Raw genomic sequence first — 23,834 nt, forward strand, 5'->3', positions numbered from 1 at the left:
TTTTTGTGACATTCAATCAGACCATTTATTTAAAATATTCCGTGTTTATTGGCAGACATGACCTCTACATGACTTCTAGAAGAAATTCATAACTCACTTATTTCTCATGCCTACGAGCCTTGCTTCACCTGTTCCGATATCTCGACGAGACGACGAATTCCCGCTTCCAGCTGAACTTCGCTGATATAGGAGTAGCTGAGTCTGATCCACGAATCCATCTGGTCCAGCGGGTCGCATATACGACCCGGCACAAAAGCTACGGATTCCGCCAGGCATTGCCGCAACAACGCATCCACGTTGATGTTTTCCGGCAGCTGTATCCACAGATTCAAGCCGCCGCCGGGGCTGTTCCACCGCCATTCTGTAGGCTCTAGCAGCTTCTCCATCCTATCTTTACGAAGCTCCAGCGCAATCCGGAGCTTGGCCACATGCTCCTGAAGTCTGCTCGAGAAGAAATAGTGCTGGAAAATCTTTTGCGTCAGCAGCGGCGTCCCGTTGTCCGACAGCGCCTTGGTCGGCAGGATGACATTCATCAGCTCCGGACGTGCAGCCAGCACCGATATCCGCAAGCCAGGGGCCACATATTTGCTGAAGCTTCGAATGTGAATGACATAACCCTCAGTATCGTAATAAAAAAAGGGCAGCGGCGGCGGATCTCCAAAATAAATGTCGTGATAGACCTCATCCTCCACCAGAATGCATTGATATCGTTCCGCCAGTTCAACCAGCGCCTTGCGCTGGTTAGTCGGTACCGTGTACCCTGTCGGATTCTGAAAAGTCGGGTTCATATAGAACAGCTTCGGCTTCTCCGTCCGCATAAGACATTCAATCTGCTCCAGGTCATATCCTTCCGGCGTAATCTCAATGGGAAGCAGCTTGACATTTTGCTGCCCAAACACATCGATCGCCGGACTATACGTCGGTCGCTCAATCAATGCTGAATCTCCGCTTTTGACAAGCGAACGCGAGATCAAGTCGATTGCTTGCTGGGATCCCGTCGTAATGAGCAGCTCTTCCGGATGGACCGTTATGCCTTGTTTATCCATAAAGTACCGGGCCATCTCCTCGCGCAGCTCCAAATCTCCGGACACGGAAGAATACGTGCTTAATACCTTCGGATACATGTCAAACACTTGTTTCACGTGATTGGACAGGAACGCGTTCGGCAGCAGCGCAGGATCAATCAGCGCTTCCGACATCTGGTAATCGACCTGATGTCTGTGAATGTCGGACAAGCGGCTGCGATTGACATATATCGATTTCGCCTGATATTCCCAAGACCGGCTGGATGTATAGAGTTCCGGCAATGTCGCAGGCGCCTTAGCCGCTACGAAATATCCTGATTTATATTTCACTTCCACGATCCCGTCTTCAAGCAGCCGCTGATAAGCCTTCAGCACCGTTAACCGGTGAACGTTCAAACGCTCGGCCATCGCTCTCACGGACGGGATTCTTTCAGTTTCCTTCCACTCTCCCTGAGCAATTCCTTCTCGAATGGTGTCATAGACCGACTGCTGCAATGTCCGCTTACCTTGATGTTTGTCGTCCAGCGTTGATAGTTCCATCTGTTTTTCCCCCGATCCGATATAGAACATATCTGTTCTACCAACCACCAATCTGTTCTATTAACTACCTATTATAGTATAGAAAAAGGAGGATGCTACATGATTATTTTTAACTACTTGCTTATGTGCGCCATATTCAGCACGACCTTTCTCGCCATCAAGATTGGCGTTGAAGCAGGACTGCCGCCGTTTCTCTCGGCGGGACTCCGGTTTCTTCTCGCGGGCGTCATCATCTTCCTGTGGATGGTATTGCAGCGGAAGGCAAAACCAAGCCTTCTCCTGCGCAAGGAATTCCTTCTAATCGGGATGACCAGTACATTCTTGACGTTTGCAACGCTATATTGGGCCGAGCAGCACGTGTCCTCAGGGATCGCTGCCATCCTATCGGCAACAGGCCCCATGATGATTCTGATGATTCAATCGGTTGTAATGCGAAAGAATGCCCGGCGCAGTGATTATTGGGGGTGCGGGGTCGGTTTTGCGGGAGTATGTTTGCTTATCATGCCCGAGATAGCAATGGGGAGCGACCTCATCTGGATTCTGAGCTGCATCGCCATTCTTATAGGCGAAATCGGTTATAGCGTGGGCTCCCTCGCTACCCGAAAATTATCCTTTGACATGCCGGATATCTCGCCAATTATGATCAATGCGGTGCAGATGATGTATGGCGGCGCTGCCCTATTGCTGTTATCCCTGTTCAGTGAACAGGTACAATGGAATGGTATTCTAACGCTGCCAGCCCTCGGTTCTGTCTTGTATTTAACGATAGTGGGCTCGATGCTGGGGCATAGTCTGTATGCTTGGCTGCTAAAAGCAACAAATGCCTTTTTTCCGTCCACCTGGCTCTTTGTTTCTCCGATCATCGCGTTAGCATTAGGCGCATTTCTGTACGGCGAAGCAATTTCTCTTTATTCCATCGTTGGCAGCTTGCTCATCATCGGCGGAATACTGATCTTGAATCTGCCTGAGCTTCGAGCACGCCGGATCACGCGCCGTGTGGCTTCAAGCACTTGATATCGAACCCTTCAAGGTTCCAAGGATTAGCACCATCATTTAAAACGGCTGCAACTCGTAAACCTCATCGCGAGTAGCAGCCGTTATGTTTCATGATTCAATGTTATGATTCAATCCTTAATCCACTTTGGCACGATATGCCTCTGCAGTCAGCAGCTTTCCGAGTGCCTCCTCCAGGTCACCTTCCACCTCAACCTCAATGATCCAACCGCCTTCGTACGGCTCTTCGTTCACAAGCTCCGGCTGGTCTTCCAGAGAAGCATTCACTTTCGTGATGGTACCTGAAACAGGGGAATACAGTTCCGATACGGTTTTGACCGACTCAATGGTACCGATGCTGTCACCTGCGGCAACGACAGCGCCGGTCTCGGGGAGTTCAACGAATACGATATCGCCCAGCTGACATTGCGCATGATCGGAAATACCGACGCGCACCACATTACCATCTACCTTCAATGCCCATTCATGATCGTCGCTGTAGACCAAATTCTCTCTGATTTCGCTCATTTACGGATACTCCTCTTTTCTTAAAGAAATGAAATTAAGGTAAATAAATGAAAAAAAAGGACGCGAAAAAAGGCATTTGCCTTCTCTCTGTCCTCGGTACCTGAGAGTTTATGATCGACCGCTTCTTATGGTCCGATCTTTCCCCTTGGGTGGCTTGCGCACTCTCCAGAGCTGCGTCAGATGGCGGTTCGTTTACCTGAGAGATTACTCGTCAGCCTGGCGGGCGTAACGGTTTGCTCCTTCGGTGCCGCCAAGGTTTCACCCTTCGCGAGGCGGTCTCTCCCATCCATCGTCATCCGCATATTCGGTTGGCTTATTCTCCCACAGAATAAAACAGGGACGAAGTGATGTCAAGATATCTGACAAAAATTTTAAGATTGAAAATATTTTAGTGAAATAAAGGTTGACACTTTATGGCGAGACACGTTTATAATAATCACAAGAACGCAAGGAAGATGATGACAACTCAATAATTTTCACGCGGATGATGGTAGCGGGAGAGATTACCGACAGGATTGACAGGTAGCGCCGAAGGAGTAAGCCGTAACACGGTGAATCTCTCAGGCAAAAGGACCTTTACCGGACGCACCTCTGGAGAGAATTCTGAATGTAGAATCACCCACGGGGAAACTCACACACGATTGACATTATACTTACATGAGATGTGGGGTAACTCTCAGGTACAAAGGACAGAGCAGAAGGATTACGCAACGAGCGGGCTTTTTTCAGCACGACTTGTTATCCTTCTGTCTGTCCTTTTTTGGTGTTTCCCCGATTGATCATGCCAATTCGAAGAGGTGAAGAGATGAGTTCATTACAACGTACACCGCTTTACCCGCTTTATTCCGATTTTCCTTCTGCCCGCTGCATCGACTTTGGCGGCTGGGAACTGCCCGTGCAATTTTCAGGCATTGTGCAAGAGCATGAAGCCGTACGCAAGCACGCCGGCCTGTTCGACGTCTCCCATATGGGTGAATTTATCGTCACCGGACAAGACGCTGAAGCATTTATCCAGAAGATGACCACGAATGACGTAACCCGCATATCGATGGGTCAGGCCCAATACACGTTGATGTGTTACGACAACGGCGGTACGGTAGATGACCTGCTTGTGTATAAACTGTCGGCTGACCGATTTATGCTGGTTGTTAACGCATCCAACATCGACAAAGACCTCCAGTGGCTTCAAGACCATCTTGCAGGTGATGTCACCATCCGTAATGTGTCCGCTGAGACGGCTCTGATTGCACTTCAGGGACCTGCGGCCGTGAACATCATGTCACAGGCCACGACTGAGGTCTTAGACGAACTCCCCTCCTTCCATTTTATCCAGAACGCACAGGTTTGCGGCTGCTCCGCCCTACTGTCCCGTACCGGTTATACCGGAGAAGACGGCTTTGAAATTTATTGCTCCGCTGAGGATGCTCCCGCAATTTGGAGAGAGCTCTTAACCGCCGGAGAACCACATGGCCTTGTTCCAACCGGACTGGGCGCACGTGATACACTCCGTTTCGAAGCGAAACTGCCATTGTACGGCCAAGAGCTTTCGAGCACGATCTCTCCGCTTGAAGCCAGTCTCGGGTTCTTTGTGAAGCTGGACAGCGGCGATTTCATCGGTCGGGAAGCGCTTCAACAGCAGAAGCAAGACGGTGTGCCGCGTAAGCTGGTCGGCATTGAACTCATCGATCGCGGTATCCCGCGCTCCCACTATCCCGTATACAACCATGAAGGAGAACCCATCGGTGAAGTGACCAGCGGTACCCAATCCCCTTCACTCAAGCGAAATCTCGGATTGGCCTTGATCGAAACGCCATATACGAGCCTCGATACCGAGGTATGGGTTGAGATCCGCGGTAAGAAGTTAAAAGCCAAAGTAGTAAAGACACCATTCTACAAAAGAGGAGCTGCCTTAACATGAAGCATCGTTACTTGCCTATGACGGATCAGGATCAAGCCGATATGCTTGCTGCGGTCGGCGCGGAAACGATCGAAGATCTGTTTGCCGATATCCCCCAAGCGGTCCGTTACAACGGCGTCCTCCCCATGTCAAAACGGCTGGGTGAGCCTGAACTTCTGAAGCATATGCGTGACCTATCGGACCGAAATGCCGATTTTGACCGTTATACAAGCTTTCTCGGGGCCGGTTTGTACGACCACCATATTCCGGTTGTGCTCAATCATGTGATTTCCCGCTCTGAATTCTACACGGCGTATACACCATACCAACCGGAGATCAGCCAAGGCGAGCTGCAAGCGATTTTTGAATTTCAATCCTATATCTGTGAATTGACCGGCATGAAAGTGGCCAATGCCAGCATGTATGACGGTTCCACGGCGCTTGCTGAGGCTGCGGCTCTCGCCAGCGGTGCAACCAAACGGAAGAAAATCGTCATATCGCGTGCCGTCCATCCCGAAGCCCGGGAAATCGTTTTGACTTCGGCTCGCGGCCTCGATCTGGAAGTCGTGGAAGTCGGCATCGTCAATGGTGCTACCGACCAGGATGCGCTCGCCGCTGCCATAACGGAAGATACCGCCGCCGTCCTTCTGCAATCACCGAACTTCTTCGGCTGCATTGAAGACGTGAAATCGATCGAACCGCTGGTTCATGAGAAAAAAGCATTGCTTGTCCTGAGCGTAAACCCGCTGTCCCTCGGTTTACTGGAATCCCCTGGCGTGCTTGGAGCCGACATCGTTGTCGGCGATGCCCAGCCGCTCGGCATTCCAGCTTCTCTTGGCGGACCGACGTGCGGATTCTTCGCGGTATCCGAGCCGCTGATGCGCCGCATTCCCGGACGTATTGTGGGTCAAACCGTCGATCAGGACGGCAAACGCGGTTTTGTACTGACGCTGCAGGCACGTGAACAACATATTCGCCGCGAAAAAGCAACGTCGAACATCTGCTCGAACCAGGCGCTGCTCGCGCTGTGTGCATCCGTTTATATGTCCACCCTGGGTAAAGCAGGCATGCAAGAGGCAGCGCTTCTGAATGTGCGCAAATCCCATTATGCTGCCGACCGTGTCGCCAAAGGCTCCCTCTCCCTTCCATTCAGCTCGCCGTTCTTCAATGAGTTTGTGGTAAAGCTGCCTGAAGGAACGAACGTGAAGGAGATCAACTCGAAGCTTCTGCGTGCAGGTTACATCGGAGGTTATGATCTTGGCGCTGCGTACCCTGAGCTTCGAGGATGTATGCTAATCGCTGTGACCGAACGGCGGACGAAGGAAGAAATCGACCAATTTATTGGTGAATTGGAGGCGATCGTATGAAACCGGAAAAAGCATTGATATTCGAACTCAGCAAGCCCGGCCGTGTCGCCTATTCCCTTCCCGAATGCGACGTACCGGAGATCGACGCCGCATCATTAATACCAGAGGGCCTGCTGCGCGGCAAACCGGCCGAACTGCCGGAAGTATATGAAGTGGATGTCATTCGTCACTATACGGAGCTGTCGCGGCGTAATTTCGGCATCGATAACGGCTTCTACCCGCTCGGCTCATGCACGATGAAATACAACCCGAAGATCAATGAGGACGTTGCCCGTTTTGCCGGCTTTGCCAAGATTCATCCGTACCAGCCAGAAGAAAGCATTCAAGGCGCTCTGGAGCTGCTTTACACCCTGCAGAATGATCTGGCGGCACTTACCGGGATGGATCAAGTAACGCTGCAGCCCGCTGCGGGTGCGCATGGGGAGTGGACGGGACTCATGCTGATCCGTGCTTACCATGAAAGCCGCGGCGAGAAACGAACCAAGGTCATTGTTCCTGACTCCTCGCACGGCACCAACCCAGCCAGCGCAACGGTTGCCGGTTACGACACGATCACGATTAAATCCAATGAGCGCGGCATGGTTGATCTGGAGGCTCTGCGCGCCGTCGTTGGTGATGATACGGCCGCACTGATGCTGACGAACCCGAGCACGCTCGGACTATTTGAAGAGCAAATCGTGGAAATCGCCGAAATCGTGCACGAGGCAGGCGGTCTTCTCTACTATGATGGAGCCAATTCCAACGCCATCATGGGCATCACCCGCCCAGGCGACATGGGCTTCGACGTGGTCCATCTCAACCTACACAAAACGATGAGCACGCCGCATGGCGGCGGTGGCCCCGGTGCAGGTCCTGTCGGCGTAAAGAGTTTGTTGATCCCGTTCCTGCCAAAACCGATCGTGTCCAAACGCGAGGACGGCACCTATTATTGGGATTACGATCGTCCGCAATCCATCGGCCGCGTGAAGGCGTTCTATGGCAACTTTGGCATCCTGGTCCGGGCCTACACGTATATTCGCACCTATGGACCGGAAGGACTTCGCCGTGTCTCGGAGCTTGCAGTGCTGAATGCCAACTATATGATGCACCGTCTGTCTCCATATTACGAAGTTGCCTACCCGGGCCTGTGCAAGCACGAATTCGTGCTATCCGGCAAAAAACTAAAAGAGTTTGGCGTGCGGACCCTGGATGTTGCCAAGCGGCTGCTTGATTTTGGCTATCATCCGCCAACCATCTACTTCCCGCTAAACGTAGAGGAATGCATTATGATAGAGCCGACCGAGACGGAGAGTAAAGAAACGCTGGACGGTTTCATTGACACGATGATCCAGATCGCCAAAGAAGCCGAAACCACGCCGGAGGTTGTCATAGGCGCCCCTTATACCACGGTCGTGAAACGACTTGACGAAACGACGGCGGCACGTAAACCGGTTCTGAACTGCACCTGTGGTTAATATTGAATTGATCTATATTCCGTAAGAAAGGGTGTCCCTCGCCGCCGACGGCGAGGGACACCCTTTTATGTGCTGTACAACATAGGGATTAATACACCTGTTAAATGATGCCTATACAGCTGCAGCCAACTTGCCACTCTAACTCCTTGGTAAGAAATTGGTGGGCATTTCTTCGGAGACCAATAAACCTACTGTCATTCCCTGATACTATACGATTCTGCATCACTCGTTGGCTCAGGTTTTGGACCATATTAGCTCTCCGCTCATGGCATCAATGAAATCTAATACATACTGCGTATGGTTTCCTTCCGCTTCAACTCTCCTCTTGCATACGGGATCATAGATTAACTGGTAGTGAACTGTGTTGTCATCATAATAATCAAACCATTTGAGCGATACATCAAACTGTTCTACGTAACGGGCAAGCGCTGATTCCGGAGAAACTCCAGCCTCAAACTTACACGCCTCCAATTCACGGATTTTCTTCATAGACACACCGCGGTAGAGAAGCACTTCACCCGTAATCGTGCTTACACTGATATTTACCCGCTCCAGCCGTACGCGGTATTGATCAATATATAGCGGCATGTGGAAGAACTCACGATCAAGCGGTTCAGCTTCACCCTCATCTCCCCCTGGCTCACTGTCCGTTCCTCCGTCTTCCCCATCCCATTTCACTTCCAATTGCAGGTACTTTGCGTACGAAGGAAAGAATCTTCGCAAGAAAAGCTCTGCTCTTTCCCAGCATTGCTCGCGTGTGAATCTGACTTCTTCATTCCGGCTGTCCTGTTTTTGATGGTATGCTTCCAGGGAAGCTGTCGATTTATCAATATGTATCATAAACGCTGCTTGAAGATTACGAAGTGCGGTTCCCCAACGTCTTTCAAAATATACATCTACCGATAACGGATCGGTCGCAGAACGATCCTCTTCATCCTCATTAATATCGCTTGTATCGAAGTATAATAAAATCAGGTTTTGATCGTCTCCCCTAGGCTTATCAAGCACATATCGCTCCGTATCAATGCCTAGCTGCGCTTCCCAGAATTGAATCAAACTTGAATCTTCATCTGAGCTTGCATCCGCAAGTCCATGGCTTGGTGGAAGAATAGGGTTGATGGCATGGAGATTCTCCCTATTCAATTCTCCATGTTCCGCTTGGATGATTGGAACACTCGGCGGCAGCAAATCATGCTGCAAACTATGCAAAGGTTCACCTGTAATTGCATCGATCTTACGACGGCCTTGAATCGCTTCATAGACCAGGCGATGCTGATCTTCATCCCCTTCCATGTCATACACAGAAGGATACAATGTCGTTATGATTGGCTGCATATGCAGATCTTGAACAATCCTTTGCTTGGCAGCCTCGGCGCTGATAATCTTGGCCGGCCAAACCGGAAGCTCTTCTCCCAAAAATAATTCTGCCTTGTAATGAACGATATTTAAATTAGGGTCTAACCGAATATCGCAACCGGAGCTCGGTAACGGCAATCCGCCGACCTCGGCTCTAAACTCAATATCATAATAATTTCTTTTGATCACTGAATGGATATAAGTCAGCACTTCGTAATCAGGATGATGCTGAATCATGAACCTTTTTGCTGCTTCAGTTGCCTGCTCAATCGGATAAACTCCCTCTATAACATGATCCCGCTCTCGATCGATCTGAAGTCTCATCAGCTGTCCAGATCCCAGACTTAATGAGACCTCTATTCGTCTATCCTCGTGTGTAGGGTCTTCCCAGATAAACGTTCTTTCTTTCTCGTCGAATCCCTTGGGGGTGTTGTCCTCCATAACAAGTTCATAATGTTCAGGTATGAAAGTGATCGCTCTTGCAGCTGTCCGTAGCACCGAAATATCCATTCGCATAGTCCCGCTTCTCCTCCTTCTTGTTCTCTATTAGTACGCCCAAATATATGATATAAAGTATATAATTAGATACGGCTTACTTCTACCAAGCTGACAAAAGACGAAAGATGCGGTGATCAAATGAGTAACCCGATACATGGCCTGGATGTAAACCCATATCTTGAGCGTATTGGATACACGGGCCCGATTGTAAACAGCGCTTATATGCTCGCCAGATTGCAGGAACAGCATGTGCATACCGTACCCTATGAAAATCTCGATATCCTTGATCGAATTCCACTGTCCCTGGATATCCCCGATCTTTACGATAAAATCGTAACACGGCATCGCGGCGGCTATTGCTTCGAGCTCAATGCGTTGTTTGGCTGGCTGCTGCAGGAACTGGGATTCAAGGTCACTCATTACTTCGGACGCTTCTGGCGGGATGAAACCGATACGCCTGCTAAACGTCGGCATCATATTCTGCAGGTGGATATTGAAGAACAACGATATATTGCCGATGTCGGCGTCGGAGGAGCCGGACCTCGCCATCCTCTGGAATTGGTGGATGGCCTTGTGCAGACCCAGGGGAACGAGACCTATCGGCTCGTCCAAACTGAAGCGTATGGCTGGATGCTCGAAGAGTGGAAAAAAGAAGCCTGGGATCCCGTCTTCTCCTTTACGGAAGAACCTAACCTGCCGAGAGATTTCATCACCACTTCATTCTGGTGCGAGTATGCCCCCGATTCGCCTTTTAACAAAACGGCTCGCGTATCCATTCGTACGGCAGAAGGCAGAAACACCGTGGATGATGACGATTTCAGAATTTACAAAGCCGGCGGCGTCCACACCTTTAAACCGGGCAATGCACGGGAATATACCGAAGCACTCTATACATATTTCGGCATTCCTATCCATAAATAAGAATAAACCGGGCTTTCCCATGCAGGGAGCCCGGTTTTATTGTTAATATTCGACTTTGCGCTCGGCTGCGCTCCACGCTTGAAATGGCAGCAAATAATCCGCTGTTTGAACCTGCTTCATAGGGATGGAGCGCTGGTCCATCGGCATCGCGATTTCATCGTATATGAAATGATCGTCGAATCCGATCTCAGCCGCATCCTTCTTCGTGCTTGCATAATAAACGGCATCAGGTCTGGACCAGTAGATGGCCCCCAGACACATCGGACAAGGCTCGCAGCTGGTATAAATCGTACAGCCTTTTAATTGGAAATCCTCCAGGTGTTGACATGCTTCCCTTATGGCTTGCACCTCGGCATGAGCCGTCGGGTCGTTCAGCGCGGTAACCAAATTACGGCCCCTGCCGATCACTTGACCATCCTTCACCACAATCGCTCCAAAAGGACCACCCTCCACATGTTGAACGTTTCGATGGGCCTCTGCAATCGCTTGACGCATCCAGTACTCATGATTATGTTCGCTCATTGTGTACAGCTCCCTTCCCATGTTCATCCTGATCCCGGTGCTGTTATCCATCCATTCCAATCACCTGGGACAGCTAATTATCATCATAGCATACCTTCCTTTAATCTCCTCCATTTTTCCAGTTGAATGAAAAAAAATGGATTGACGAAGTGTATACAAACGTATACAATCACTTTAATAGTATACAAATGTATACGTGATTATTGATAAGGAGGTTGATGTTATATGCGCCAAGAGGATCAGGATACATCTGGTCAAAAACGGGCGGAGCCTCGCGAGCGTGATAGCAGCCACCGGCACGGAAGACGGCGAGAGGAAGGCTACGGCGGCAGGGAAGGCGGTAAGATGGCGCAGACGTTCCGCCGGGGGCGCGCGCTTTCCTTTTTGGACAATTTGATTGTGAAACGGGAGACTTTGAAGAAACAAGTGAATGACCCGGACTTTGAAGCCATCAGAGAAGTGGTCAGCGGAGAGCTGAAAGCGGTAGACCAGATCATTCAGGAGTACATTCAGGCTTTTGAGCTGTATGACACGAAACCATCGCAAGACACCCCATAATGGCTGTCCGCTAATCTTAAACCAATAACCCTAACAGAGGTAGAACTTGGAGTGTGATAATTCTTGATCAGAAAGTTTTTTTCGTACTATAGGCCCTATAAGGGATTGTTTATTTTGGATTTTACGTGCGCCGTTATTGCCGGACTGCTGGAGCTTGTTTTCCCGCTTGCCGTCAGCAAATTCATTGACGATCTGCTGCCCAGCCAGGATTGGCCGCTTATCCTGATTGCCTGCATCGTCCTTCTCTCCATCTATGCGCTGAATACTGCACTGCAATACATCGTGACTTACTGGGGGCATATGCTCGGCATTAATATCGAGACGGATCTGCGGGAGAAAATGTTTTCCCACATCCAGAAGTTATCCTTCCGTTTCTTTGATAACAACAAAACCGGCCATCTCATGGGACGCATCACAAATGATCTTAATGACGTCGGAGAAGTAGCCCACCATGGACCGGAAGACGTGTTCATCGCCGTTATGACACTGCTCGGTTCCTTCTCCTTAATGGCTTACATCAACTTAGAGCTAGCGCTTCTGACTTTTATCATTGTGCCGTTTATGGCATGGCTGATCATTAAGTTCGGAGGCAGAATGACCACGACCTATCGTCAACTGTTCCGTAATGTAGGGAATTTCAACGCCCGCATCGAGGACAATGTCGGGGGTATCCGTGTGGTTCAATCGTTTGCGAACGAAGAGCATGAGAATAAACTGTTTCAGGAAGAGAACAAGCAATTCCGGGCGACCAAACTGCTGGCTTATAAAACGATGGCAAAAAGCATGTCCATCAGCTATATGCTGATGCGTCTGATCACGGTATTTGTCATGATCTGCGGTGCCTGGTTCTTCATCCAAGGCAAAATTGAGATGGGTGAATTCATGGCCTTCCTTCTGCTCTCCAACATCTTCTTCCGTCCGATCGAGAAGATCAATGCCGTTATTGAGAGCTATCCCAAAGGGATTGCCGGCTTTAAACGTTACCTGGAAATCATGGATACCGAGCCGGAGATCGCCGATGTGCCTGATGCCGTATCCCTTTCATCTGTACGGGGAGATATCCGCTTTGAAGGCGTTACCTTCGGATACGAACCATCGCGGACGATACTTAATAACATCCATCTGACGATCCGTGCCGGAGAAACGGTTGCGTTTGTAGGACCGTCCGGTGCGGGAAAGACCACCATCTGCAGCCTACTCCCCCGTTTCTATGACGTGGATCAGGGGACGATTACGGTGGATGGGATCGACATCCGGAATATCAAATTGCAAAATCTTCGCAAGCATATCGGCATCGTGCAGCAGGATGTGTTCCTCTTCTCCGGTACGATCCGTGACAATATCGCTTATGGCGACTTACATGCCACGGACCAGCAAATCTGGGAAGCTGCACGGCGTGCTTCGCTCGATGAACTGATCCGAAGCCTGCCGGACGGTATGGAAACAGTGATTGGGGAACGCGGCGTCAAGTTGTCCGGCGGTCAGAAGCAGCGCTTGTCCATTGCGAGAATGTTCCTTAAGAACCCGCCGATTCTTATACTGGACGAAGCCACCTCGGCACTCGACACGGAAACGGAAGCGCAAATCCAGAAGTCCCTGGCTGAGCTGTCCGTCGGCAGAACAACGCTGGTGATCGCTCACCGGCTCACCACCATTCAGAGCGCGGACCGGATTATCGTTGTCAATTCCGAAGGCATTGCCGAACAGGGGACGCATCAGGAATTGATTCATTCCGGCGGCGTGTACAGCAGGCTTCACCAAGTTCATTAATGATCCTATGATCCGTTGTTTTACATGAATACTGAACTGATCGTCTTGAAATCCCTCAAATATATAAAGGATGCCTCCGCTTAGAAGCGGGGGCATCCTTTTTTTCGAGACTATTTATGAATTGAATCATTAGACAAGCTGCCAAGATATCACGCAACAGAATTTTCGCCTCATTGCCCTTGGATAAAAAAGTTGTCGCATGGAAACATTAATGGGGTACTACAAAGACATCAATTTCAGGAGGCCCTTTATGTTTTATATCTACAGTGTCGGTCTACTCTTCGGCGGACTGTCGATGATCAACCTTGTTTTCTCGTACCAAACCAAGCATATCCAGCACCTGTTCTGGCCTACGCTGCAGTTTCAGTTATTCATGCTTCCTCTGTTCCTCATCGCCAACATGTGCATCGGATACGGAATCCGTTATGGATATAAAGCCACCGATCAGTTAGGCTATACGTTGATTTTCTCCAAATGCCTGGAAATCCTGATTTCGTTAGGGGTGGCATACTTGTTCCTGAAGGAAGTCCCTACATGGAAAAATTGGGCCGGCATCGGTATCATTGCGCTGGGCATATTCCTTGTTAAACAGAAATGAGCGTATCTAGTGCACGGATGCTTTTTTCGCCTGATCCCCATCTCTGCCAACATCCTTTCGGACGTCAGATCCCCGTTGTTAAGTTATCTCTTCCCCATCCAACCTTGTTCGTAGGCGTAACGAGTCAGCTGGACCCGATTATCCAAATGCAGCTTTTGCAAAATGTTCTTCAGATGGTTCTTGACCGTATTCTCTGATATGCACAAGTCAACCGAAATATCGCGGTTGGACAACCCCTCGGCGACGAGCCCCAATATTTCTTTTTCCCGTGCCGTTAATGGACTATTGCTTGGATCCGGCTTGTCATGCTGCGAAAATTCCTTCAATATACGGAAAGCAAGCTCCCTGCTCATCGGCGCTTCGTCTACGGCAATTGCCTTGAGGTACTCGTGCCATGATTCGGGATTCAGATTCTTTAGCAGATAGCCTTGCGCTCCACGTTTCAGGGCGTCAAACAAGTGAGCAATGTCGTCGGACACCGTGACCATGACAATCTTAACGTAAGGAAATTTGTCCTTCACTCGCTTGGTCGCTTCCAATCCGTCCATCCCAGGCATCTGAATATCCATGAGAATAATATCAGGCATCCATATTTCGGTCAGTTCCAGCGCTTCCTCGCCGCTTTGTCCTTCGGCCACGACTTCAAAGGTCGGGTCACCGCTTAGAATGGTGCGAATTCCTTCTCTGGCAAGATCGCTGTCATCGATGATTAACACGCGAAACGGCTGCTCGTTCATGCGGTATTCTCCTTCCGAATGCTGATGATCGTCTTGTTGTTGCGTCTTTCCACCATGAACTTCCAGCCCATGGCCTCAGCCCGATCCTTCATGATTTTGATTCCATACCGGTTGCTGCCGAGCGGCTTGTCCAACTCAAACCCTTTGCCATCATCGCTGACGGAGCAATGCCAGCTTGAGTCCGCCGCTGTCGCCGTTATTATGACGTGCTTCGCTTCGGCATGCTTATGGATATTCAATAAGGCTTCCCTGATCGAAGCCAGCAGCTCCACCTTTTCTTTGGCAGATAGCATCTCATCCGGAATTTCCCACTGCACGTCGAAATGCAGATTCGTCTCCTCCTTAATTTCCTTAATCAAGCTGTCCATGCTATGCATCCACGGAATAGCTTGCGGATCTGCCGGATATCGGAGATTAGCGATAGCTTCTCGTACATAGGCATTGGTTCGGTGGACACTTTCCTTAATATCCTGATATGGAATTTCTCCGGTTAGCCCCGATTTCTCAATTCGGTCAATCTGTGCGTTCAGCAAGAACAAAGATTGGGCGATTCCGTCATGGAGCTCTCGGCCAATCTTCTCCCTTTCATGCATGGCCGCTTGCAGTGCTCTGGATTGGTTCAGTTCCTCCTGGTTCCGTTCAATCAATGAGAACAACTGGGTAAGAAACAGAATGGAAACCAAGAACACGATTACAGGCGCCAGCAGATTGCCAAGATCCATCGATATATAAGGCAGCAGAAACTCATGCCGAACATACTCCCATATGCCAATCGTCAAAGTGGGAATGATCAGAATCAACCATTTCATTTGTTTATAGGACATACCCTGCCTCCTATTTCATTTCAAAACATAAATGCACCCGTCGCTTTATCTATCATTTAGCAACTGGCTATCCCTTCATTGTAATCAAGATTGACCATAAACGGAATGACTCTAAAGAGCTACTGACCTTACCAGTTTCACCCGTACTGAAATAACCTATTTACAATTCGAGTACAAATCGCGTATAAAGAGTAAAAGATATCCATTCATTCCATTTCCGATGAAGGGAGCTGCAGTTAGATGAAGCAAAAAATTGCAGTGATCATTGTACACGGATTGGGAACACAAAAGAAAGACTATGCGGATAAATTTATGAAAAAATTGAGAGGAACCTTCTCTCAAACATCTGGCATTCCGCATGAGCAACTGGCCATGGAGGCCGTGCATTGGGCCGATGTATTCGCAGGACGCGAGTCCGAATTAATCAGCAGCAGCATTAAACCTTACCGTTTACGTTATCAGCACCTTCGGCAGTACGTGATCCACAATCTGGCGGATGCCGTAGCTTACCAACCCGTGGAAGCCGAGGATCAGAATTATGAGGCCATTCATCGGACCATCAGTGAAGCGCTGCACCGACTTGCCCTCGCAGCGGGCCCCCAGGCTCCATTATGCGTGATTTCTCATAGCCTGGGATCCGTAATCGCCAGCAATTTCTTCTATGATCTGCAATTCTCCTCCCGCGGGCATCGTCTTGTCGTTGACCCGGAAGCTCCGTTGGAGCGGGGAGAGCTCCTGACCTTATTCTATACGCTGGGAACCACCTTGCCGCTGTGGAGCATGCGGTACCGCGATTTTGATAGGCCGATCGAAGTCCCTTCCATAAAGCTGAAGCACTATCATGATCGGCTGCTGGGAGAATGGGTTAATTTCTACGATAAAGACGACATCCTTGCTTACCCTCTCAAAGGCATAAATGAAGAATATGACCGCACGGTTCGTAACGATATATCCGTTAATGTGGGAAACTGGCTAACCAGCTGGAATCCCCTGTCACACAGCGGTTATTTCTACAGCAAACCGATCCTGGAGTATATTGCTTCAAGTTTGGAAGCTACCTGGCGGAGTGTCAACCAAGTTAAATAAAGTTATGCCGCAAAGACCAGACGTCTTTGCGGCATTGTTCATCATAGGGTTATATTCATCACCCATTGTTCTCCGATCGGCCCCATTCTTCTCCTGCCCGTATCTTGGAAACCAACCCGTTCATAAAGCTGTTGGGCCGGAACATTCTTATGGTTTACGGCCAATACCACCTCATTGCAGGTAGGAAACTGACTCCGAATGAAGGATGACAGCGCAAGCATCCCTCTCCTGGCATATCCCTTACGCTGCTGCCGATGGTCAATGGATAAGGTGGTTAGCAGCATCGCATGAGGATTGCTTGTGTACTCTTTGACGCGTTCCGTCGCGTGCAGGATAAAGAAGCCAACCGGATGACCATCCGCTAAAATAACGATAGGATGCTGACCCTCAACTGCGTTAAGTGCTTCTTTCGGATGAGCGGTAAATTGGACTTGCTCATCCGGAAGCTCGAATTCTTTCAAGATGGGCAGGTGTTCAGCCGAACGGAAATCCAGCTGAATATGTTCTGCTTTTTGCATGGGTACATCTCCTCTGTATATGGTGAAATGGATACATAACTTACTCTATCCACTGCAATCCTAATCAACTTGATTATCCTGTTTCTTCGCCATACCACAGCTGTCGGAAGCTATCGCTTGAAGCCAGCAGCTGTTCCGCCGTGCCTTCGGCTTCAATCTCTCCTCCGTTCAACACGATAATATGGTCAGCATGGTTAAGCGCGGCTTTTCGATGGGATACCACGAGACAAGTCGCTCCTCCTCGCTCGCTGAACAATCTCTCCCATAACTTGCGCTCCGTCTCAACATCCAATGCACTTGATAAATCGTCAAACACATACAGCTCCGCGTCCCGTACGAGCATCCGTGCAGCTGCAGTCCGCTGAGCTTGACCACCGGACAGCTTGACTCCGCGTGGTCCTACCATCGTCTCCAGGCCATGCTGCAGATGCTTGATATCTTCTTCCATTACAGCAGCATGAAGTGCGCGTTCCAAGCTCCCCGGCTCTTCGGTTATGCCTAGCAGGATATTGTTTCGCAGTTTATCGCTGTACAGCCTGGGGATCTGTGCCGTATATGCACTTTGAGGCGGGATGAAGAAATCAGCTGGCTCCGTCACCCTTTCACCGTTCCACCGGATTTCGCCCTTTTCGGCAGGAAGTAAGCCCAGCAATGTGCGAACTAACGTCGTTTTGCCGCTGCCAATCATCCCCGTAACGACAGTAAAAGTACCCCTCTTTAGGGTCAGATTAATATTCGAAATGCCGCGCCCGGTTTCGGGATATCGATACGACAGTCCTTGCGCTTCAAGCAACGAGAGGGGCGGTGCCTTGATAATAGCCGTTTCCATGCCGTCTTCGGCAGCGGAAATAGCGGAAGGATTGAATCTTCCTTGGGTCAACGAATTCATCTGTGCCCTGCGATCAGGATGAGCTTCCTTCTGTTGATTCCGTTTGTTCTTAAACTTACCGATACCGATATAATTGGCAGCCGTAAGCAGCGAAGCAGGTGCCCCTTGAAGCATGGATTTGATGCGCTGAAAGCTGACGCCCATCTGCTTGTAGTAAGTCATGAAGTTGCCTACGTTCGATATAAGCTGTGTGACAAAAGTTAAATAATATACAAAGAGCGACAAGTCCCCAACCGTAAAATCGCCACTTCGCATCTTAAGACTCGCAAGCACAAGGATCAATCCTGTACCGAGATTCACGGAGTTGGTGAACACGGAAGACAAGGTTTCCGTTAACAGTTTATCCTTCACCACGGACTGGCGCCGCTTCTCACTAAGGCTTACAAACCGTTCCACTACGCGTTTCTCAGCCCCTGCGACTTGAATGGCTTGCACATTGGCAAACATTTCGCTAATCGCACCGGTTACCTTTGCCGTCGATTCCCGACTTGCGGCCCTGTATTTCTGAATCCGTGCGGTCGCAATCTGGGCAGCAGTAACCACCAATATCAAAGGAACGAATACGAGAATCGTCAGCTGCAGATCAATGGATATGAGAATCCAGCTGGCAACGATTACGAATCCGACCAGTCCTAGAGTGTCCACGGACCAGCTTGTCGCTTCTTCGGCCTGATCGACGTCATCCCGGAAATTGCTGATGGCTTCTCCCGGAGAGCAGGGTATTGCCCGTGCTCCAGGCTCTTTCATGACATGGGACAGCATATTTCGGCGAAGCAAGGTGCTGATTCGGAAGCGAAAATGCACGTCTGTCATGAAACCGCCGAAGATCAGCGCAATTCGGGCTAATGCAGCGCCAATGAGCAGCACGGCAATTGCCCAAACGCCGTAGGGAAAAGTATATGTACCTTCCAAATGGTCGAAGAAAGCCTTAGTTAACAGTCCGGGAACAAGCGGTGCCATATGGATAAGGGACCACGCGAACAGGTTGATTAGGTACAACCCCGGGCGGTACATAATCAACCGCCAGAAAAAATGCCTTGTTTTCATGCCAGCACCTCCTCCATTCCAACGGCAAGCATGCGGCTAAACCGTGATTGCGGGTTTGAGGCAAGCTCTTCCCGGCGTCCGCTTTCGAGCATTCTACCATTCTCCAGTATGAGAATTCGGTCGGCACGCTGAACCGTAGCCAAGCGGTGGGCAATGATAATACAGGTCTTCTCCTGAAGCAGGCGCGTAATGGCTGCTTCAATCCGGTACTCCGTTAACGGATCGAGGCGGGACGATGCTTCATCAAGGATGACGAGACCCGGATCCGTCAAGAAGACGCGGGCAAACGCCAACAGCTGGGCCTCACCGGCCGACAGGCTTCCGCCGCCTGAGGCAAGGCTCGTACCGAGTCCTTCGGGAAGCGAAGCATACCAGTCTCCAAGCCCAAGCTCCTCTAGCACGGATATAATTCGGCGATCCTCGATGCCTTCATCAAACAAGGTCAGATTATCACGAACTGTCCCTTCCAAAATCTCAATATTCTGCGTAACCATCGCGACCTTGCGCCTCAGTTCATGAAGCTTGCAGTCCCGGATATCCGTTCCTGCCAGCTCGATGCTTCCCTCCTGCGGATCATAGAAACGCAGCAGCAGGCGGGCGATCGTCGTTTTTCCGCTGCCTGTACGCCCGAGCAGCCCCAGAGTCTGGCCCGGCTCGAGCCGCAGCTGCAGATTTTCGAGCGTAGCCTGCCCGCCCTCTTCATAGGAGAAGTTTAGGTTGCGGAATTCCACCGACAACGGGCCTGCCGGAAGCGGAGCTCCGGGACCGTCTTTGATCTGGGGCTCGGTTGCAAGCAATTCCCGGACTCGCATCAAGCTGGCATCCGCCTTTTGCAGGTCCTCCAATTGGGTGCGGATCTTCTCGATCGGTTTGGCTAGCAGCTCGGTATAATAAAACACTAAATATATGGAGCCGATCGTCAAACCGCCCTGTCCGTTCTTCCACAGTATGGCGCAGACGATAAATGCGGCCGCATTGCCAAGCGCAAACACCAATATCGTTGTGCTCCACATGAGGAAAAATCCGATGAATGCACGTACTCGAACCGGCAGCATGCGTCTGGCCATCTCGTAGAATCGATTCATGACATATCCTGCCGCCCCGTTAGCACGCGTATCTTCAGTGCCTTCGAGGTGTTCGCCAATGAATCCGTAGAAATCCGCATTCAGCTCGCGCCAGCGCTTCCATACCGGTATGGCAAATCGACGGATATGTTGAATGACGTAAATGCTGCCGACAACAAACACGGTCATGACAAATCCAATCCAGAAGTTCTCCCGATACAGGAGAGCCAGAATTCCGATCATAAGGAGCAGATTGCCGAACAGATGGATAATAAAGCTGGAGAAGAAATTGGCAAGCGCATTCACATCGCCATCGACTCGTTCGATTAAAGAGCCCGACGTTTGGGTTTTGTGAAAGCTCATATCCAGCGACAGGCAGTGCTCCGCCAATTCTGCTCGAAGCTTGTTGGTTGTCGTCCAGCCCAGATTCTCGCTATAGTAAGCAGCCGCAATGGAAACGCCTTGTTGGAGCAATGAAAATACGATAAAAAAACCTGCCGCATAATAAAGGGATGTCAGACTTCCCTCTCCTTGAGCCGTATCGATAAAATACCGGATGATCTGCGGATTAATCAGTTGCAGCCCGATTGAAAATAACAGTAGCACGCTCAAAGCTACCAGCAATTTCTTATGCGGGAATACGTATCGGAATAACATTTCCCTATACATGCCAATCCCCGTGGTCCTTCGCTTGCTGTTTAACATGCGATCGCTTTGCATTCGTCTATAATCCCCCCGCTTCAGGTTAACCCTCTTGATAATAATAAGCTTCCTGGGTAGATATGACAAGAACATGGGTTCTTGTTTTCGAAAAAATTTACAGCCGATTGATTAAAGACACATCTGCCGCAATATCGGTAATATCAAAGTGACCCTTTTGAGCATACGCCAAAAAGACCAGCCCCCTCAGCATGGAGACTGGTCTTCAAAACCGTTACGTATAGAGAATCAATCACATCTTATGTTTCTGCCACTAATTTCAAGAATTGATTAATCATTTCGGGGGTTATTTCCTGGTTCTCTGGCATACTGACAGCCGGGCTCTTATCAACGGATTGGATGGCCACATTGGATCTGGCCGCACTTGAAGCGATACCCGATCGGGCTTGTCCATCATGCACATTGTCATGATTAGCTAGCATCATCATCAGAAAAGCACTCCCAAGTCCTAACGACCACATACTCATTTTGTTTTTCTTATTCATTTGCGTTGCTCCTTCCATCACTTGTAGTGACATACCTAGTATAAGGTCCAAACCTTAACGAGAGATGAAGGCAGCCTAAAATCCAGTTAAGCAAAGTGAAGAAACGATTATTTGCATGAATTCCATCACTGCTATAAAACAAGCCACATTTTATGATTATCAGACGCTATTTCTCAGTTTACATAACATTAATTATGTAGTAATCCTTGTAGATTACTTCCAAATCTGATCGAGCTTATCCGAATAGAAAGCAATCGCCTTCTGGTAGCTTTTGATTCCCTCGTCATTACTGGTTTCGCCTATTTCTTTAAGCAGAAGTGCCATCGCCTTATCGTATTGTCCCAAATTGTACAAGGTCATCGCATAAAATACGTTAAACTCCCTCGCCTCGGGATATTCCTGCAAGCCCTGCTCCAAAATCCCCTTGGATTTGTCGTACATTCCCAACGTACGATAGGTGCTTCCAAGTCCAAGCAATGCACCGCATCGCTCAGGATTTTTCAGGCCAGAAGAGATCGCCTTCTCATAATAAGGAACCGCCTCACCCTCAAGCCCCATCAGATCATGCACCCAGGCCAGCTGATACAGGATTTCGGGATCGTCTGGGGATTGGGCTAACAGCCCGAGGAGAATTTCTTTGGCTTCCTCCGGTAGACCTGCAGTGCGGAGTTCAATAGCCTCTTGCATCGTTGCCATAAGTCACATCCCTTTTGATTGATAACGCCGCCCTCTCCCTTATCTTACCAGCTCCCATTCATGCTCGTCAAAATCGTCAACAACCACCTTCATCTCTTACTTAACCTTAAGATGAGGTGGTTGTCACAAGAATTACTGATTGATTTACGCTTTATTCTCAATACTTAAGCGTTGATTGTCCTCTTCGGTAACCAACTCGGGATTGCCTGGCCAGAAAGCCCACTTGCCCAAGAGTGCTGTGATCGCGGGTACCAGGAAATGTCTTACGATGAACGTATCCAGCATAACACCGATGACCGTGATGATCCCAAACTGTACCAATACTTGAATCGGAAGCGTATATTTATTTTGAAAAAGCGACCGGCATGTCTTACACTATAGGCAGGAGGTCATCATGACAAAAATACGCAACCCCCGAAATCCCGGGCGTCCCAAAGCAGCTGCCGATCAGGCTCCTATCCAGGAAACCATCCTCTGGACCGCCTCCAAGTTATTCATGGAGAATGGCTATGAGTCCGTATCCTTACAGCAGATCGCTAAGGCTTGCCAAGTGACCAAGGCTTCCATCTACTATCATTTCACAAACAAACCCGAGCTGTTTAAAATAGCGGTGACCACGATTCTCGATAAAGCGTATGCTTCCACTCATCGCTTTCTGCAAGAGGCCGATACGCTGGAGTCCGGATTAATCCGGGTGGCTGAAGCGAAGATCGCCCGTCCGCATGCCGAGATGGAGACGATGATGCGGGAAGCGGAGCCTTTTTTATCCCAGGAGCAGATGTCCGCGATCCGTGAGGCGGAACAGCGAATTCATGGAGTCATTGCCGATCGGTTTGATCAAGCGATGCGTTCCGGCGAGCTTCGGGAAGGCAATCCTCTGCTTATGGCGCAGGCTTTCTCGGCGATGCTGATGCTGGGCAATCGTGAAGATACCCGGAGCGGTTATGCCAGCGCTCGTGATATGGCTGTTGAGATCGTGGATCTATTCTTGCATGGAGCAGTGAACCTTCCAAAGTAACACTGGGCTCTATAACTGCATCCTTCAATCATGAATCGGCGAGAATTAGTTCTTCGAATCAGGGGCATCGATCAGTGTTTTAGATTTTATTCCAGAAAGCAACGTCTTCAAGCGGCAATCTTATCGTTGGCCGACCTGGAGCGGCTGCTTTCCCGATAGCAATCAACATCACGCTGCGGTAATGGGCAGGAATATTGAACTCTTCCACGAATTGCACTTTGTTATATCCGCCCATCGGCACGGTATCATAACCCCTTGCGCGTGCACTCAGCATCAGTTGCATGGAGATCAGTCCAGCATCCACGTCCACGATGCTTTCTTTCACGGATTGATCCATATTCGCATAAAGATTTTCGGCCGTATGGATAAAGTATTGCTTCACCTCTTCGGTCATATATCCCGCTTCTTCAGACATCGAATAAATCTTCTCGCCCTTCTCATACCATTTCATATCACCCAGCACAGCTATGACGGCCGAGGCTTGAAGTACATGCTCCTGATTGTTTGCAATCGGATGCAGCTTCTTCAAAAGCTCAGCATCATCAATCACAAGAAAGCGCCATGGCTGCAGATTGCTTGAGGAAGGTGCCAGTGTAGCATCCTTCAGAATCGCTTCCATCTCTTCTCTTGGAATCTTTACCGACGGGTCGTACTGACGGACCGAGTGGCGTTCCTGAATCACGGTTTGAAAATCGGGTTTTGTTATGGTAGACATGGTTTTTC

The 23,834-nt window shown here is 49.6% G+C and carries 22 protein-coding genes, 1 pseudogene and 2 riboswitches; of the genes and pseudogenes, 10 read left to right on the forward strand and 13 right to left on the reverse strand.

Features of this window, described 5'->3' with window-relative positions:
* Window positions 1-110: 110 nt before the first annotated feature.
* Entirely contained in the window at window positions 111-1,565 is a 1,455-nt protein-coding gene (locus MKX98_RS19245) for a PLP-dependent aminotransferase family protein (protein ID WP_339217905.1), read from the reverse strand.
* Between the two features lie 99 nt (window positions 1,566-1,664).
* Between MKX98_RS19245 and MKX98_RS19250 the strand changes: the two genes are divergently transcribed.
* Window positions 1,665-2,579: an EamA family transporter gene (locus MKX98_RS19250; RefSeq protein ID WP_339217906.1), complete on the forward strand. Its 915-nt coding sequence runs from the start codon at window positions 1,665-1,667 to the stop codon at window positions 2,577-2,579.
* A 117-nt stretch (window positions 2,580-2,696) separates the two neighbouring features.
* Here the strand turns inward: MKX98_RS19250 and gcvH are convergent, their stop codons facing one another.
* Complete coding sequence (gene gcvH, locus MKX98_RS19255; protein ID WP_071218519.1) at window positions 2,697-3,086, reverse strand: glycine cleavage system protein GcvH; 390 nt, start codon at window positions 3,084-3,086, stop codon at window positions 2,697-2,699.
* A 175-nt stretch (window positions 3,087-3,261) separates the two neighbouring features.
* A riboswitch (glycine riboswitch) is annotated at window positions 3,262-3,381 on the reverse strand.
* Between the two features lie 189 nt (window positions 3,382-3,570).
* Window positions 3,571-3,672: riboswitch (glycine riboswitch) on the forward strand.
* A gap of 219 nt (window positions 3,673-3,891) precedes the next feature.
* On the opposite strand from gcvH, the gene gcvT reads away from it, so the two are divergent.
* Genes gcvT through gcvPB form a run of 3 tightly spaced genes read left to right on the forward strand, consistent with a single transcriptional unit; the run spans window position 3,892 to window position 7,804 of the window.
* Window positions 3,892-5,004, forward strand: a complete 1,113-nt coding sequence (gene gcvT, locus MKX98_RS19260; RefSeq protein ID WP_194543183.1) for a glycine cleavage system aminomethyltransferase GcvT — start codon at window positions 3,892-3,894, stop codon at window positions 5,002-5,004.
* Window positions 5,001-6,350, forward strand: coding sequence for an aminomethyl-transferring glycine dehydrogenase subunit GcvPA (gene gcvPA / locus MKX98_RS19265; protein WP_194543184.1), 1,350 nt, complete (start codon window positions 5,001-5,003; stop codon window positions 6,348-6,350). Before gcvT ends, gcvPA begins: the two co-directional genes overlap by 4 nt.
* Entirely contained in the window at window positions 6,347-7,804 is a 1,458-nt protein-coding gene (gene gcvPB / locus MKX98_RS19270; RefSeq protein ID WP_339217912.1) for an aminomethyl-transferring glycine dehydrogenase subunit GcvPB, read from the forward strand. The genes gcvPA and gcvPB overlap by 4 nt, the downstream gene beginning before the upstream one ends.
* Before the next feature lie 234 nt (window positions 7,805-8,038).
* On the opposite strand, the gene MKX98_RS19275 is transcribed toward gcvPB, so the two are convergent.
* The gene (locus MKX98_RS19275) at window positions 8,039-9,676 is read right to left on the reverse strand and encodes a YcdB/YcdC domain-containing protein (protein ID WP_339217914.1); all 1,638 of its coding nucleotides are present in this window, start codon (window positions 9,674-9,676) and stop codon (window positions 8,039-8,041) included.
* Between the two features lie 120 nt (window positions 9,677-9,796).
* Between MKX98_RS19275 and MKX98_RS19280 the strand changes: the two genes are divergently transcribed.
* Window positions 9,797-10,579: an arylamine N-acetyltransferase gene (locus MKX98_RS19280; protein WP_339217916.1), complete on the forward strand. Its 783-nt coding sequence runs from the start codon at window positions 9,797-9,799 to the stop codon at window positions 10,577-10,579.
* Window positions 10,580-10,621: 42 nt separating this feature from the next.
* Here MKX98_RS19280 and MKX98_RS19285 read toward each other — a convergent pair whose 3' ends face one another.
* The gene (locus tag MKX98_RS19285; protein WP_194543187.1) at window positions 10,622-11,101 is read right to left on the reverse strand and encodes a nucleoside deaminase; all 480 of its coding nucleotides are present in this window, start codon (window positions 11,099-11,101) and stop codon (window positions 10,622-10,624) included.
* A gap of 225 nt (window positions 11,102-11,326) precedes the next feature.
* On the opposite strand from MKX98_RS19285, the gene MKX98_RS19290 reads away from it, so the two are divergent.
* From MKX98_RS19290 to MKX98_RS19300, 3 genes are all read left to right on the forward strand, one after another.
* Window positions 11,327-11,659: a hypothetical protein gene (locus MKX98_RS19290; protein WP_339217919.1), complete on the forward strand. Its 333-nt coding sequence runs from the start codon at window positions 11,327-11,329 to the stop codon at window positions 11,657-11,659.
* 63 nt (window positions 11,660-11,722) lie between these two features.
* A complete protein-coding gene (locus MKX98_RS19295; RefSeq protein WP_071218525.1) occupies window positions 11,723-13,429 on the forward strand; it encodes an ABC transporter ATP-binding protein in 1,707 nt (568 codons plus the stop codon).
* Between the two features lie 250 nt (window positions 13,430-13,679).
* Window positions 13,680-14,027, forward strand: a complete 348-nt coding sequence (locus MKX98_RS19300; RefSeq protein ID WP_113056665.1) for a hypothetical protein — start codon at window positions 13,680-13,682, stop codon at window positions 14,025-14,027.
* A gap of 83 nt (window positions 14,028-14,110) precedes the next feature.
* Here MKX98_RS19300 and MKX98_RS19305 read toward each other — a convergent pair whose 3' ends face one another.
* Window positions 14,111-14,764, reverse strand: coding sequence for a response regulator transcription factor (locus MKX98_RS19305; protein ID WP_194543188.1), 654 nt, complete (start codon window positions 14,762-14,764; stop codon window positions 14,111-14,113).
* Window positions 14,761-15,588: a histidine kinase gene (locus tag MKX98_RS19310; RefSeq protein ID WP_071218528.1), complete on the reverse strand. Its 828-nt coding sequence runs from the start codon at window positions 15,586-15,588 to the stop codon at window positions 14,761-14,763. The genes MKX98_RS19305 and MKX98_RS19310 overlap by 4 nt, the downstream gene beginning before the upstream one ends.
* A gap of 240 nt (window positions 15,589-15,828) precedes the next feature.
* Between MKX98_RS19310 and MKX98_RS19315 the strand changes: the two genes are divergently transcribed.
* On the forward strand, window positions 15,829-16,674 hold the full coding sequence (locus tag MKX98_RS19315; protein ID WP_194543189.1) for a chemotaxis protein: 846 nt from the start codon (window positions 15,829-15,831) through the stop codon (window positions 16,672-16,674).
* A 41-nt stretch (window positions 16,675-16,715) separates the two neighbouring features.
* Here the strand turns inward: MKX98_RS19315 and MKX98_RS19320 are convergent, their stop codons facing one another.
* From MKX98_RS19320 to MKX98_RS19345, 6 genes and pseudogenes are all read right to left on the reverse strand, one after another.
* The gene (locus MKX98_RS19320; RefSeq protein ID WP_339217928.1) at window positions 16,716-17,192 is read right to left on the reverse strand and encodes a GNAT family N-acetyltransferase; all 477 of its coding nucleotides are present in this window, start codon (window positions 17,190-17,192) and stop codon (window positions 16,716-16,718) included.
* 73 nt (window positions 17,193-17,265) lie between these two features.
* Window positions 17,266-19,128, reverse strand: a complete 1,863-nt coding sequence (locus tag MKX98_RS19325; RefSeq protein WP_339217929.1) for an ABC transporter ATP-binding protein — start codon at window positions 19,126-19,128, stop codon at window positions 17,266-17,268.
* The gene (locus tag MKX98_RS19330) at window positions 19,125-20,912 is read right to left on the reverse strand and encodes an ABC transporter ATP-binding protein (RefSeq protein WP_339217931.1); all 1,788 of its coding nucleotides are present in this window, start codon (window positions 20,910-20,912) and stop codon (window positions 19,125-19,127) included. Before MKX98_RS19330 ends, MKX98_RS19325 begins: the two co-directional genes overlap by 4 nt.
* Window positions 20,913-21,151: 239 nt before the next feature.
* Window positions 21,152-21,397: a hypothetical protein gene (locus MKX98_RS19335; RefSeq protein WP_194543191.1), complete on the reverse strand. Its 246-nt coding sequence runs from the start codon at window positions 21,395-21,397 to the stop codon at window positions 21,152-21,154.
* 213 nt (window positions 21,398-21,610) lie between these two features.
* Window positions 21,611-22,093: a tetratricopeptide repeat protein gene (locus tag MKX98_RS19340; RefSeq protein ID WP_339217933.1), complete on the reverse strand. Its 483-nt coding sequence runs from the start codon at window positions 22,091-22,093 to the stop codon at window positions 21,611-21,613.
* A 144-nt stretch (window positions 22,094-22,237) separates the two neighbouring features.
* A pseudogene (locus MKX98_RS19345) lies at window positions 22,238-22,432 on the reverse strand (MMPL family transporter); the annotation flags it as partial.
* A gap of 55 nt (window positions 22,433-22,487) precedes the next feature.
* On the opposite strand from MKX98_RS19345, the gene MKX98_RS19350 reads away from it, so the two are divergent.
* Window positions 22,488-23,111 (forward strand): TetR/AcrR family transcriptional regulator, encoded by a 624-nt coding sequence (locus MKX98_RS19350; protein ID WP_339217935.1) that lies wholly within the window; start codon window positions 22,488-22,490, stop codon window positions 23,109-23,111.
* A 79-nt stretch (window positions 23,112-23,190) separates the two neighbouring features.
* Here MKX98_RS19350 and MKX98_RS19355 read toward each other — a convergent pair whose 3' ends face one another.
* Window positions 23,191-23,826 carry a nitroreductase family protein gene (locus tag MKX98_RS19355; protein WP_194543193.1) on the reverse strand — a complete coding sequence of 212 codons (636 nt, stop codon included), beginning with the start codon at window positions 23,824-23,826 and terminating at the stop codon, window positions 23,191-23,193.
* Window positions 23,827-23,834: the final 8 nt, after the last annotated feature.

The organism is Paenibacillus sp. FSL W7-1332 (genome assembly GCF_037969785.1).
Taxonomy (GTDB): domain Bacteria; phylum Bacillota; class Bacilli; order Paenibacillales; family Paenibacillaceae; genus Paenibacillus_AQ.